This window comes from Xanthomonas massiliensis, from assembly GCF_900018785.1.
Lineage (GTDB): Bacteria > Pseudomonadota > Gammaproteobacteria > Xanthomonadales > Xanthomonadaceae > Xanthomonas_B > Xanthomonas_B massiliensis.
In genome coordinates, this window is record NZ_FCOY01000006.1 from 211,404 (window position 1) to 224,416 (window position 13,013).

Here is a 13,013-nt window from a genome sequence, read left to right on the forward strand (position 1 = left end):
CAGTGCGCCGTGCGATTGGCGTGGTACTTGTTTGACCAGTCTCTTTGGAGGAGGGCGACGCGCCGATGGGTCCCCAGGATGTGGTCGATGATCTGCGCAGGCGCGCCTGCTCGCCCCAGTGGCTGGGGTTCGTCCGCGCCATGGGCGAGGAGTTCGCCGGCGAGCTGGACGAGCGCGAGATGCTCGACCTGCTGGCCCGCATCGGCCTGCGCTTCGGGCGCGACCGTGTCCTGGGCGCATGCGCCACGCTGGCCGAGCTGGAACAGGCGGCCAACCGCCAATGGCAGGCGATCGGCTGGGGGCGCTGCAGCTTCGAGGAGGAGCCCGGCCGGGTCGGGATCGTGCACCTGGCCCCGCCGATCAATGTCGCCCTGGAGGGCGACTGGGCAGACGGATTCCTGCAGGGTGTCTACCAGGCCTGGTTCGAACAGCAGGGATTGCTCGCCGGACTGGCGGTGAAGGCGGTGCCGCCGCAATCGCGGGACATGCGCCGGTTCGTGCTGGCGCGCGGGGCCTGAGGCACCGCGCAACGACGAGGCAATCAGTTGATGAGCGAAGACGACGACAAGCAAGTTCCCGCCCCCCAGGGCGACGACGACATCCGCGGGCTGTTCTCCCGGTTCGGCGGCGTGGCGTCCACCTACCGCGATTTCTCGCGGGACCTGGGCCCCGGCCCGGCATCGCGGCTGCGCGCGGCGCCCGTCCCGCCGGCCGCGGACGAAGCGCCGGCCCGTCCGGCGCCGGCCGCGCCGGCGGGCGAGGGCGTGCGTCCCGCCGGCGCGGGAGTCCCGCCGCCGCCTGCGGTGCCGGTCCGTCCGCAGGAGCCGGAGGCGACCGCGGCGGCGCCTGCCGACGCCGCGTCCACGCCGCTGCAGGCATTGTTCCGCCGCCTGCTGCAGGCCGCGCCGCCCGTGGAGACTTCCTCGCCGCTGAGAAGGGTCCTGGGCAATCACTGACCTCGTCGTATCCGGGACGTCGTGCGTCCTGACTTGCGCCCTGCCGGACCCCGGAAACCCCTGATGAGCCTCGCCACGCCCCCCCTGTCCAGCACGTCCCTGTCGATCCGCCTGGTCTCCTGGTCCCTGTGGCTGCTGGCGGCCATCCTGCTGGTGTTCGTGGTCGCCGTGCCGATGGACGTGCTCCAGCAGACCCTGTTCTCGCTGGCGCTGTTCATCGTCGCCCTGGTCCTGCGCCGGCGCGCCGGCAGGATCTCCGCGCTGGTGATGATGGCCATCTCGGTGGCGGTGTCCTCGCGCTACATCTGGTGGCGCCTGACCCAGACCGTCGGCGTGGGCAGCTTCGTCGACCTGACCCTCGGCCTGGGCCTGCTGGCGGCGGAGCTGTACGCGTTCCTGGTGCTGGTGCTGGGCTATTTCCAGGTGCTGTGGCCGCTGCGGCGCAGCCCGCTGCCGCTGCCGCAGGACCAGGCGCAATGGCCCTCGGTGGACGTGTTCATCCCCACCTACAACGAGCCGCTGTCGGTGGTGCGCGACACCGTGCTGGCGGCCACCGTGATCGACTGGCCGGCCGACAAGATCAACGTCTACGTGCTCGACGACGGCCGCCGCGACGAGTTCCGCGAGTTCTGCGAGCAGGCCGGGGTGAACTACCTGACCCGCAGCGACAACGCTGGCGCCAAGGCGGGCAACATCAACGCCGCGCTCAAGCGCACCGGCGGCGAGTACGTGGCGATCTTCGATTGCGACCACATCCCGACGCGCTCGTTCCTGCAGGTGACCATGGGCTGGTTCCTGCGCGACCCGAAGCTGGCGGTGATGCAGATGCCGCACTACTTCTTCTCGCCGGACCCGTTCGAGCGCAACCTGGGCACCTACCGGCGCGTGCCCAACGAGGGCGAGCTGTTCTACGGCCTGCTGCAGGATGGCAACGACCAGTGGAACGCGACCTTCTTCTGCGGCTCGTGCGCGGTGATCCGGCGCGCGCCGCTGGCCGAGATCGGCGGCGTGGCCACCGACACGGTCACCGAGGATGCGCACACCGCGCTCAAGCTGCACCGCGCCGGCTACCGCAGCGGCTACATCGCCATCCCGCAGGCCGCCGGGCTGGCCACCGAGAGCCTGTCCGCGCACGTGGCCCAGCGCATCCGCTGGGCGCGCGGCATGGCGCAGATCTTCCGCGTGGACAATCCGCTGGGCGGGCGCGGCCTGCGCCTGTCGCAGCGGCTGTGCTACTTCAACGCGATGCTGCACTTCTTCTACGGCCTGCCGCGCATCGTCTACCTGACCGCGCCGCTGGCCTACCTGTTCTTCGGCGCCCACGTGATCCATGCCTCGGCCCTGATGATCGTCGCCTATGCGTTCCCGCACGTGCTGCAGGCGGGCGTCACCAACCTGCGCATGCAGGGCAAGTTCCGCCATCCGCTGTGGAACGAGGTCTACGAGACCACCCTGGCCTGGTACATCCTGCGCCCGACCTGGATGGCGCTGCTCAACCCGCGCCTGGGCAAGTTCAACGTGACGCCCAAGGGCGGCCTGGTGGAGCGCGGCTACTTCGATGCGCAGATCGCCCGGCCCTACCTGCTGCTGATGGTGCTGAACCTGGCCGGCATCGCCGCCGGCATCCTGCGCCTGCTGGCGCCGGAAAGCGTGGGCGAGGTGCAGACGGTCTGGTTCAACCTGGCCTGGACCCTGTACAACGTGCTGATCCTGGGCGCGACCATCGCCACCGCCAGCGAACATCGCCAGGTGCGCAAGACGCCGCGGGTGCCGCTGGACATCCCGGTCGTCCTCTATGCCGGCGACGGGCAAGCGGTGGATTGCCGCACCGTCGATTTCTCCTCGGGCGGCATGGGCGTGTCGGTCGCCGCGCCGGCGGCGCTGGCCGAAGGCCAGGCGCTGGAAGTGGGGCTGACCCACCGCGGCATCGAGCGACGCCTGCCGGCCGTGGTCCGCCGCCGCAGCGGCACCGAGCTGGGGCTGAAGTTCGGCGAGCTGGACGTCGACCAGCAGCGCTGGCTGGTGGCCTCCACGTTCGCGCGGGCGGACGTGTGGGTGTCGCTGTGGGGCGTGCACGAGAAGGAATCCTTCTGGCGCGCGCTCGGCGATGTCGCCGCGACCAGTCTGCGCGGCTTCCATCGCCTCGGCCGCCACATCGCCGAGAGCGTTGGCGGCGGCTACGCCGGTACCGGACGGGGAAAGGCATCGTGAACCAAGTGTCCCGCTCATCGAACAGGGAATCGCGTCCCATGCGTGTGCTCGTGGCCGGCCTGGCCTGTCTCGTCGCTTCCGTCGCCGGCCTGGCCCATGCCCAGGACGGTGCCGTCCCGGTCATCGCCGGCCAGCCCATCGTGCCGGTGGCCCAGGCGCCTGCGGCGGAGGCCGGGACGGTGTCCTCGCGCACCGTCACGTTGCGCCAGCTCGGCATGAACTACGAGGCCACCTTGCGCGGCCTGGAGAGCGGCGTGGGCGTGCCCTTCAGCGTGCGTCTGGACGAGTTGGTCCAGGGCGCGACCCTGCACCTGGAATACAGCTATTCCCCGGCGCTGCTGCCGGACCTGTCGCACCTGAAGGTGACGGTCAACGGCGTCACCGTGGCCACCCTGCCGACCCCGCGCGAAACCGCCGGGCAGCGGCTGAAGGCGGACGTGCCGATCAACCCGGTGCTGGTCAGCGCCTACAACCAGCTCGACGTGCAGCTGATCGGCCACTACTCGCGCGAATGCGAGGACCCGGACCACACCAGCCTGTGGGCCAACATCGACACCGCCAGCAGCCTGACCCTGGACACCCTGCCGCTGCCGCTGGCCGACGACCTGGCGCTGCTGCCGGCGCCGTTCTTCGATCCGCGCGACACGCGCCACCTGAGCCTGCCGGTGTTCTTCCCGCAGCACCCGGACATGCGCACGGTGCGCGCGGCCGGCATCGTCACCTCCTGGCTGGGGGCACTGGCCGGCTATCGCGGCGCCGCCTTCCCGGTGGCCATCGGCCTGCTGCCGGCCTCGGGCAACGCCGTGGTGTTCGCCACGCCGGCGACGCTGCCGGCCGCGCTCGCCGGCCAGCTGCCGTCGCTGGCCAGCACCCTGGCCGGGCCCACCATCGCGGTCGCGCCCAATCCCAACGACCATGCCGGCAAGCTGCTGCTGGTGCTGGGACGCACGCCGGACGAACTGGTCGCCGCCGCCACCGCGCTGGCGCTGCGCACGCCGATGAGCGGTACGCGCGCGCTGGTTTCGCGGCTGGACGAGCCGGCCAGGCGCCGCCCCTACGATGCGCCGAACTGGGTGCCCGGCACGCATCCGGTGCATTTCCGCGACCTGCTTTCCGAGGGCAGCCGGCTGAGCGTGAGCGGCTACCACCCGGACGTGATCCGGCTCGGCCTGCGGCTGCCGCCCGACCTGTTCACCTGGCGCCGCGACGGCATCCCGATGACGCTCAAGTACCGCTACACGGTACCCGGGCAGGAGAACCAGTCCGCGCTCAACCTCAGCGTCAACGACACCTTCGTGGCGACCCTGCCGCTGAACGGGCGTCCCTATGCCAACTCGCTGCCGCTGCAGTGGTGGAACCAGTTGTCCTCGCCGCGCGGGCGCATGCCGGTGGAGCAACGGTTGACCCTGCCGACCGGGGCGTTCTCGCCCGACAGCCAGCTGCGCTTCCATTTCTTCTTCGACCGGCCGCGCGCGCAGGAGTGCAAGAACACCTTCCCCGACGTGTCCGGTGCCATCGACGCCGATTCGACGATCGACCTGAGCAGCTTCCACCATTACATGGCCATGCCCAACCTGGCGGCCTTCGCCAACGCCGGCTACCCGTTCACGCGCCTGGCCGACCTGGCGGACACGACCGTGGTGATGCCCGACGGCTATAACGATTCGGACGTGGCCAACGTGCTGTGGGCGATGGGCCGGATGGGCGCGGCCACGGGCTATCCCGCGTTGCGGGTGGAGGTCGTGGCGGCGGCGGACGTCGGCGCCCATGCCGACAGCGACCTGCTGGTATTCGGCTCGCGCGACGCGCAGCCGTTGCTGCGCCAGTGGAGCGATCGCCTGCCGCTGGGCGGCGACGACCGGGCGCGCCGGTTCAGCCTGAGCGACTGGCTGCTCGAGCGCTTCCCCGGCTTCCTGTCCTTCGATGCCCGCCGCACCGACCTGCCGACCCTGGCCGACGTGTCGGTGACGCCCGGGCCGGGCGACGTGGTGCTGATGGGCTTCGAGTCGCCGCTGGCCGCGCACCGCAGCGTGGTCGCGGTGATGGCCAACCAGGCCGAAAACGTCGGCGCCCTGGCCGTCGCGCTCGACGACCCGGACCAGCTCAAGCAGGTGCAGGGCAGCCTGGTGCTGCTGCGCGACGGCAAGATCACCTCGGTGGCGGGCAACCAGACCTACTATGTGGGGCATCTGCCCTGGCCGACCTGGCTGCGCTGGTACTTCTCCCAGCATCCGCTGTGGCTGGCCCTGGGCGTGGTGTTGCTGTGCCTGCTGCTCGCCCTGGGCGCGCGCTTCGTGCTGCTGCGGCACTCGCGCGCGCGGATGCTGTCCGGAGAGGGAGACGAACGGCCATGAGCCAGGACGCGATGCGTACAGCGATGCCCGCCGGCCGCCGCCGCGTGCTGTGGATGCTCGGCGGGCTGGGCCTGCTGCCGCTGCTGGACGCCTGCGCCTTCTCCGGCGAGGACGCCGATGCCGAGGACGCGCCCGCGGCGGCGGCATCCAGGCCGGTGGCGGCCCCCGCTGCCGGCATGGGCCCCAAGCCGGCCTGCCGCGACTGGCCGGAATGGCGTTCCTTCGTCGCCCGCCATGTCCAGGACGACGGCCGCGTCGTGGACCTCGCCACGCCCGACAAGCGTTCCACCTCCGAGGGCCAGGCCTATGCGATGTTCTTCGCGCTGCTGGCCAACGACGCGGTCCTGTTCGAGAAGGTGCTCGACTGGTCGCGCCACAATCTCAGCGGGGGGCGGCCGGACCAGAACCTGCCGGCGTGGCTGTGGGGGCAGAACGCGGCGGGCCAGTGGGGCGTGCTCGACGCCAACAGCGCCTCCGATGCCGACCTGTGGGAAGCCTATGCCCTGGTCGAGGCCGGCAGGCTGTGGCATCGCCCGGGCTACAGCCATGCCGGCCTGCAGAAGCTGGCCCTGGTCCGTGCGCGCGAGACCGCCGAGCTGCCAGGGCTGGGGCGGATGGTGCTGCCCGGCGCGGCCGGCTTCGTGGATGGGCCGCATGCCACGCTCAACCCCAGCTACCTGCCGCTGCCGCTGCTGCGCCGCTTCGCCGCGGTCGATCCGCAGGGCGGTTGGGCCGGGGTGGCCACGCGCGCCGCGCGCATGATCCACGACAGCGCACCGGTAGGCTTCGTCCCGGACTGGACGCTGTGGGACGGCAAGGCCTTCGTGAACGACCCGGCGCACGGCGCCATGGGCAGCTACGACGCCATCCGCGTCTACCTGTGGGCGGGGATGACCGCCGCGGCCGACCCGTTGCGCGCGGGCCTGCTGGCGGCCCTGTCCGGACCGCAGCAGATGCTCAAGTCGCAGGGCTACCTGGCCGAGAAGGTGGACACCCGCAACGGCGCCGGCAGCGGGCGCGCGCCGGCCGGCTTCGCCGCCGCGCTGCTGCCGTACCTGGATGCCCTCGGCGAGGGCGCGCTGCTGGCCTCGCAACGCAATGCCCTTCCCAGCGGCAGCGCCGCCGAGGCGCTGCCGTACTACGAGCGCGCCCTGGTGCTGTTCGGCAAGGGCTGGAGCGAGGGGCGCTACCGATTTTCCACCGACGGGCAATTGCTGCCCGCCTGGAGAGATGCATGTTCCGCGACAAGCTGAAACCGCTGTACCTGGCCGGCCTGCTGGACCTGTGCGTGCTGGCGCCGGCCTTCGCCCAGTCCGGCGCCACCCAGCAGCTGGTGAACCAGGGCAACTACTGGCACGACCAGGGCCGCGACGACCTGGCCGCCGACGTCTGGCGCAAGCTGCTGGCGGTGGATCCGGCGCAGCCGGACGCGCTGTTGGGGCTGGGCATGATCGACCTGGCCCAGGGCCACGCCCAGCAGGCCCGGCAGCGCCTGCAACTGCTGCAGGCCCGGCATCCCGGTGCGCCGCAGACGCAGCGGCTCCGGGTGGCGGTCGAAGGCGGTACCGCCGGCGGCGATGCCAACCTGGCCAATGCCCGGCGCGCGTCCGCGGCCGGCCGCTATGCCGATGCGGTGCGCAGCTACGAGGCGCTGTTCAACGGCCACGCGCCGCCGGCCGACCTGGCCCTGGAGTACTACCAGGCGCTGGCCGGCACCCCGGCGGGCTGGGACAAGGCCCGTACCGGGCTGGCCGGCCTGCACGCGGCACGCCCGAACGACACGGCGGTCGCGCTGGCGCTGGCGCAGGTGCTGACCTACCGCGAGCCGACCCGGCGCGAAGGCATCGCCCAACTGCAGGCGCTGGCCGGGCAGGGCGCGGCGGCGGGCCCGGCCCGGCGCGGCTGGCGCCAGGCACTGCTGTGGCTGGATGCCCGCAGCGGCGATGCGGGCCTCTACCAGGCCTACCTGGCGGGCAGCCCCGGCGACGGCGAAGTCCAGGCCAAGCTCGATGCACTGGGCCGGCAGGCGGCCGCCGGCGGTGCCCGCGACCAGAACGCCGAGCGGCTGGGCGAGGGGTTCAAGGCGCTCAACGGCGACGACCTGGCCGGGGCCGAGCGCCTATTCCTGCAGGTGCTCAAGGACCGTCCGCGCGATGCCGAGGCGCTCGGCGGCCTGGGCTCGGTACGCCTGCGGCAGAAGCGTTTCTCCGAGGCGCAGGAACTGCTGCGCCAGGCGGCGGCCAGCGACGGCAAGTGGAAGTCCGCCTACGATTCGGCGCGCTACTGGCAACTGCTCCAGCAGGCCCAGGCGCGGGCCGAGGCCGGCGACACCGATCAGGCGCAGGCGCTGCTGCGCCAGGCATTGCCGCTGCAGCCGCGCGAGCCCACCGGCCATGTCGTGCTGGCCGGGCTGCAGGCGGCCAGCGATCCTGCCGCCGCCGAAGCCGGTTATCGCGCGGCACTGGCCCTGGACGCCGACAACACCGGCGCGCTGCAGGGGTTGGCCGACCTGTACAGCCGCCAGGGCCGCCTGGACGAAGCCAACCGCTACTTCTCGCGGTTGCCGGCCAGCGCCCGTGCCCAGGCCGGCGGCGAGACCCGGCTGCAATCCAACGCGCGTCGCGCCGCCGCCCGCCAGGCCCTGGCCGAGGGCGATGCCGCCACCGCGCAGCGCGAACTGGAGGCCGCGATGGTCGAGCAGCCGGGCGATCCCTGGATCCGCCTGGACCTGGCCCGGCTCTACCAGCAGTCCGGTCGCCCGGACCAGGCGCGCAGCGTCATGGACGGCCTGCTGGCGGTGCACGGCGACATGCCCGAGGCGCTGTACGCCAATGCCCTGCTGGCCGAGCAGGCCGGCGACTGGGCCGGTGCCTACGCCAGCCTGGAGCGCATCCCGGCGGCCTCGCGCGACGAGGCGATGAACCGGTTGCACGACAGCGCCTGGATCGAGCTGCAGGCGCGCCAGGCACGCCAGCTGCAGGCGCAGGGCCGCCTCGCCGAGGCGCAGCTGCTGCTGTCGCGTACCGAATCCTCGCTGTCGGACCGGCTCGACCAGCCCGCGTTGCTGGCCGCCCTGGCCGGTGCCTGGGCCGATGCCGGCAACGTCCAGCGCGCGCTGGTGCTGGCGCAGCGGCTGGTGGCCGGCGGCAACGTCGATACCGAGGACCGCCTGCTCTACGCCGGCGTGCTGCTGCGGGCCCACCAGGATGCCGAACTGGCCGCGGTGCTGCGCCAGCTGCAGGCCCTGACGATGACCCCGGACCAGCTCTCGCGCTACAACCAGTTGCGCACCGGCTACACCCTGCGCCAGGTGGATGCGCTGCGCGAGCTGGGCAACCTGGAAGGCGCCTACGACATCCTCGCCCCGCTGCTGGCGCAGCAACCGCAGGATCCGCAGGTGCTGTCCGCCCTGGCCCGGCTGTATTCGAGCGCGGGCGACCAGGGCCAGGCGCTGGCGATCTACCGCCAGGTACTGCAGCGCCAGCCTGCCGACCTCGACACCCTGGTGGCCGCGGCCAACGCCGCCGCGGCCCAGTCCGACCTGCGCAGCGCGCAGGCCTACCTCGACCGTGCCCTGGCCCAGGCGCCCGATTCGCCGGACGTTCTCGCCGCGGCCGGTCGCATGTACCGCGCCGCCGGCAAGGACCGCAAGGCGGCGCAGTACTTCCGCGCCGCGCTGGTGGCGCAGCAACGCCAGGGCGGTGCCGCCGACAACGGCCTGCCGGCCGCGCGCGGCACCGCCGTGGGGGCATCGGGGCGGCCGCTCAATCCCTTCGCCGGCATGACCGGCGGCGTGCCGGTGTCGGCGGCGGTGATCTCCGCGCCGGCCGGGCTGGCGGGCGCGGGCCTGCCCCCCGTCGCCGCGGCGGCATCGCTCCCGCCGGCCGGCGGATACACCGCCGACGGCGGGCTGCCGGCCCCGGTGGCCGCTTCCTCCACCGGGACCGCGGCCCTGCCGGTACCGGCGACCCCGCGCACCGCGCGCAGCCGGCCGGTGGCCGCCGACGTCCTGGTGCCATCCGCCGTTCCCGCCTCCGTCGGGACTCCGGCCGGCGCGCCGGTCCAGGACAGCCTGGTCGACGAACTGCGCCAGGTGCAGTCCGCCGCCAGCAGCCAGGTCGCCGGCGGCGCGGCCTACCGCAGCCGCGACGGAGAGTCGGGGCTGGGGCGGCTGGACGACATCGAGATGCCGATCCAGGCCGAATTCGCGGTGGGCGAGGGCAAGCTCGGCGTCGGCATCACCCCGACCCTGGTCGATGCCGGGGCCGTGGGAACCGACTATTCCCGGGCCAGCCGCTTCGGCGCCGGCCCGGCCGCCGCGCTCGCCGACGCCCTGGCGGCCGACGCCACCAAGATCGACACCCTGGTCGGTTCCACGCTCTACCAGGGGCTGCTGACCGAAGGCGAGAGCACCGCCACGCGCAATTTCATCTACGACGCGGCGGTGGCCTCGGGTGCCTTCCAGACCCTGTACAACGAGGCCGAGGGCGATACCACGGCCGAACGCCGGCAGGCGGCGCTGGACGCGCTGTACGCCGCGCCGCTGTCGCAGTACCTGCTCAGCCACGACGTGTCGTCGCTGAGCATCGGCACCATCGCCACCCAGGTGCTGGGCGACAGCTCGATCGCGGCGGACCTGGATGCGACCTCGGCGGCCATGCTCAAGTCGCTGGCCGCCAGCAGCGCCGCCACCCTCACCCCGGTCCAGTTCCGCGACGCGATGTACTCGATGGCCGCGGCCGGCAACGGCTCGCGGCGCATGAGCCAGGACGACACCGGGGTCGGGGTCGCGCTCAGCTACCGCAACGGCGGCTTCAGCGCCGACGTGGGCACCACCCCGCTGGGCTTCCAGCAAAGCAACGTGGTCGGCGGCGTCGGCTACCGCGGCCAGGCCGGGCGGCTGTTCACCTGGACGGCCGAGGCCTCGCGTCGCGCAGTCAGCGACAGCGTGTTGTCCTTCGCCGGCACCCGCGACCCCCGCACCGGCCGCGAGTGGGGCGGGGTGACCAGCAACGGCGCCTCGGTCTCCGGCACGCTGGACAACGGCCTGCTCGGCGGCTACGTCAACCTCGCCGCGCACCGGATCACCGGGCGCAACGTGGCCGACAACGACCACCGCCAGGTCGACCTGGGCTTCTACGTGCACGCCCTGCAGACCGAGAACCAGTCGCTGACCGCCGGCGTCAACCTGACGGCGATGCAGTACGACAAGAACCTCAGCGGCTACACCTACGGCCATGGCGGCTATTTCAGCCCGCAGCAGTACTTCGACCTGGGCTTCCCGGTGCACTGGAGCGGGCGCTCGGCCGGGCAGAAGGTGAACTGGCGGGTGGACGCCAGCGTCGGCGTGCAGCACTTCCGCACCGATGCCACGCCGTATTTCCCGACCGATGCCACCCTGCAACAGGCCGCCTACGATGCCGCCTCCATCGCCGCGCTGCTGGGCCTGACCAGCGAGTACGTCGCGCCGGTCTACGACGGCCAGAACCGCACCGGCGTGTCCTACAACCTCTCCGGCGCGGCCGAGTGGCAGGTGGCCCCGCAGTTGTTCCTGGGCGGGCGCATGAGCTTCAACAATGCCCGCGACTACCGCCAGTTCGGCGCCAACATCTACGTGCGCCTGGTGCTGGACCGCCTCGGCGCGGCCCTGGCCCGCGAGCCGCAGGTGCTGGCCTCGCCCTACGCGCAATAGGCGTGCCGGGGCAGTTTCGAACCAGGTACCCGCGGATGGGCCGCTCCCGCGCAGGCGGCACCCGCGCGGGGGCTGGCAGTCACCTCGGGTGAAGGTTCCCGCGGCTCGGATACGACGGGGCCGTGCCTAGTCCGGCTGCCCGCCCGCCGCCAATTCGGCCAGCGCGGCACGGGCGCTCTTGCTGGCTGGATCGAGTTTCAGGGCCGCCTGGTAGCTGCGGCGCGCATCGTCCAGGCGGCCCACCGCTCGATATGCCTCGCCGAGACTGTCGTGGGCATTGGCGGAATCCGGATAAGACGCCACGGCCCATTGGAATACGCGCACGGCGATCGTCGGCTTGTCTGCCAGAAACTTGTACCCGAGCGCATTCAATGCTCGCTCGCTGCGGTCGTATTCGTCGGCACGTTTGCCCAGGCCTTCGTAGGCGGCGGTCATCGCATCCAGTCCCTGGCGGTACGCGATGGGCGTCAGCAGGTCGTCGAGGCTGCGTTGCGCCGGTTGCATCGGCTTGCCGTTGAGCACTTCCATCAGGTCCTTGCCCATCGCCACCACCAAGGAACCCTGCCAGAAGTTGTCGAGGATGATCACGCAATCCTGGTGGGGTTCCGAGCGCAGGTAGTAGCTCTGGTACCGCGGAACGCTGCCGGTATGGGAAACCCCCGGCAACAGTACGCCCATCGGGAATCGCCCAGTCCTCCACGCCCCAGCCATAGCCGTAGGCCGCGGCGTGTACCTGCAGCATCGTTCGCCGCGTATCCGCGCGCAGCAGGCGCTCGCCGTACGGCGCCCGGTCGAAGCGGTAGAGATCGTCGGCAGTGGTGAAGATTCCGGTGGCCGCGAAGGACACGCTCCGTCCTCGGATCTATCGATAAGAAAACTTTGGATTTTTAGATGGGCGGCAAGAGTTTCTGATGATCCATGTCAGCCCGTGTCAGCTCGAACTGGTCATGCAGGTGGTGGCGCAGGGCAGCTTGCGGGCCGCCGCTTCCGGGCTGCATGTGACCCAGTCGACTGCCAGCATGGCCTTGACCGATATGGAGCGCCTGTGGTGCGCCGGTGTTCGACCCGCATCCGTGAGCGGCTGCGGGTGAACGCTTACGGGCGCGAGCTGTTGCCGCTGGCCCGGGAGCTGCTGGAGCGCTATGCCGAGCTGGAGCGGGCATCGGCCGTGGGTGCGGCCACCTTGCGCGGGCAGTTGCGCATCGGCGCCGGCAAGCCGTGGGCGACTATCGGGTGGGGGAATTGTTGGGCGGCTTTTTGCGGCAACGCCCGCATGTATTGATGCGCCCGCAAGTAGGCAATACCGAGGCCATCGCCCGGGCCGTGCTGGACCACGCGCTGGACGTGGGCTGTGTGTGGAAGGCTCGGTCTTGCATGCCGCACTGGAGGTGCGCCTGTGGCGGCAGGACCCGCTGGTGGTCTGGCGAGCCGGGTTCGGCCACCCGCGCATTGAGCGAGCAGGCGCTGACGCTTTCGCCGCCCCCGGCCGGACTGCTGGAGCTTGATCAGGCCGAGGCGGTGAAACAGGCGGTGGCTGCCGGGCTGGGCATTGCCTGCCTGCCACGCACTGCCGTGGACGATGCGGTGGCTGCGGGTCCGCTGGTCATCCTGTCGACCCCGTTCCTGGCCTTGCAGCGGACCTTGTCGGTACTGCTGGCACCAAGGGCGCTATCGCGGCGCATTGCTCGAGGCGTTTCTGGCGGCCGTGCCCGGGGATTGATGCCTCGTTGGAAGGGGGCCGGGCGCGTTCGGCCATGGGCGCAAATGCGGACAGGGCGCCCGTAGGCGCCCTGTCCGTGT

Annotated in this window: 10 protein-coding genes; 9 read left to right on the top strand and 1 reads right to left on the bottom strand. The window is 71.8% G+C overall.

The window, feature by feature from the left end; genetic code table 11:
* Positions 1–65 precede the first annotated feature (65 nt).
* The 6 genes from bcsD to BN3794_RS04240 all read left to right on the top strand — a co-directional run bounded on the left by bcsD (position 66) and on the right by BN3794_RS04240 (position 11,213).
* Positions 66–518: a cellulose biosynthesis protein BcsD gene (bcsD, locus tag BN3794_RS04215; RefSeq protein ID WP_066096967.1), complete on the top strand. Its 453-nt coding sequence runs from the start codon at positions 66–68 to the stop codon at positions 516–518.
* Positions 519–548: 30 nt separating this feature from the next.
* Complete coding sequence (locus BN3794_RS04220; RefSeq protein WP_066093847.1) at positions 549–956, top strand: hypothetical protein; 408 nt, start codon at positions 549–551, stop codon at positions 954–956.
* A 63-nt stretch (positions 957–1,019) separates the two neighbouring features.
* Entirely contained in the window at positions 1,020–3,167 is a 2,148-nt protein-coding gene (gene bcsA / locus BN3794_RS04225) for a UDP-forming cellulose synthase catalytic subunit (protein WP_066093850.1), read from the top strand.
* A 38-nt stretch (positions 3,168–3,205) separates the two neighbouring features.
* Positions 3,206–5,521, top strand: a complete 2,316-nt coding sequence (bcsB, locus tag BN3794_RS04230; RefSeq protein ID WP_066093853.1) for a cellulose biosynthesis cyclic di-GMP-binding regulatory protein BcsB — start codon at positions 3,206–3,208, stop codon at positions 5,519–5,521.
* On the top strand, positions 5,518–6,774 hold the full coding sequence (bcsZ, locus tag BN3794_RS04235) for a cellulose synthase complex periplasmic endoglucanase BcsZ (protein WP_244943654.1): 1,257 nt from the start codon (positions 5,518–5,520) through the stop codon (positions 6,772–6,774). The genes bcsB and bcsZ overlap by 4 nt, the downstream gene beginning before the upstream one ends.
* Positions 6,756–11,213, top strand: a complete 4,458-nt coding sequence (locus BN3794_RS04240) for a cellulose biosynthesis protein BcsC (protein WP_066093856.1) — start codon at positions 6,756–6,758, stop codon at positions 11,211–11,213. The genes bcsZ and BN3794_RS04240 overlap by 19 nt, the downstream gene beginning before the upstream one ends.
* Before the next feature lie 126 nt (positions 11,214–11,339).
* Here BN3794_RS04240 and BN3794_RS04245 read toward each other — a convergent pair whose 3' ends face one another.
* Complete coding sequence (locus BN3794_RS04245) at positions 11,340–11,801, bottom strand: tetratricopeptide repeat protein (protein ID WP_160330889.1); 462 nt, start codon at positions 11,799–11,801, stop codon at positions 11,340–11,342.
* A gap of 323 nt (positions 11,802–12,124) precedes the next feature.
* On the opposite strand from BN3794_RS04245, the gene BN3794_RS16965 reads away from it, so the two are divergent.
* The 3 genes from BN3794_RS16965 (at position 12,125) to BN3794_RS16975 (ending at position 12,998) form a co-directional block, all read left to right on the top strand.
* Positions 12,125–12,304, top strand: a complete 180-nt coding sequence (locus tag BN3794_RS16965; protein ID WP_328585341.1) for a helix-turn-helix domain-containing protein — start codon at positions 12,125–12,127, stop codon at positions 12,302–12,304.
* Positions 12,301–12,495, top strand: a complete 195-nt coding sequence (locus tag BN3794_RS16970; protein ID WP_328585342.1) for a hypothetical protein — start codon at positions 12,301–12,303, stop codon at positions 12,493–12,495. The genes BN3794_RS16965 and BN3794_RS16970 overlap by 4 nt, the downstream gene beginning before the upstream one ends.
* 92 nt (positions 12,496–12,587) lie before the next feature.
* On the top strand, positions 12,588–12,998 hold the full coding sequence (locus BN3794_RS16975; protein WP_328585346.1) for a LysR substrate-binding domain-containing protein: 411 nt from the start codon (positions 12,588–12,590) through the stop codon (positions 12,996–12,998).
* Positions 12,999–13,013 lie beyond the last annotated feature (15 nt).

Bases quoted from the DNA above. Each gene is read 5' to 3' on its own strand.
- BN3794_RS04220 (WP_066093847.1), top strand. From the start codon at position 549: ATGAGCGAAGACGACGACAAGCAAGTTCCCGCCCCCCAGGGCGACGAC.
- bcsB (WP_066093853.1), top strand. From the start codon at position 3,206: ATGCGTGTGCTCGTGGCCGGCCTGGCCTGTCTCGTCGCTTCCGTCGCC.
- bcsZ (WP_244943654.1), top strand. From the start codon at position 5,518: ATGAGCCAGGACGCGATGCGTACAGCGATGCCCGCCGGCCGCCGCCGC.
- BN3794_RS16965 (WP_328585341.1), top strand. From the start codon at position 12,125: ATGATCCATGTCAGCCCGTGTCAGCTCGAACTGGTCATGCAGGTGGTG.
- BN3794_RS16975 (WP_328585346.1), top strand. From the start codon at position 12,588: ATGCCGCACTGGAGGTGCGCCTGTGGCGGCAGGACCCGCTGGTGGTCT.
- bcsA (WP_066093850.1), top strand. From the start codon at position 1,020: ATGAGCCTCGCCACGCCCCCCCTGTCCAGCACGTCCCTGTCGATCCGC.
- BN3794_RS04240 (WP_066093856.1), top strand. From the start codon at position 6,756: ATGTTCCGCGACAAGCTGAAACCGCTGTACCTGGCCGGCCTGCTGGAC.
- bcsD (WP_066096967.1), top strand. From the start codon at position 66: ATGGGTCCCCAGGATGTGGTCGATGATCTGCGCAGGCGCGCCTGCTCG.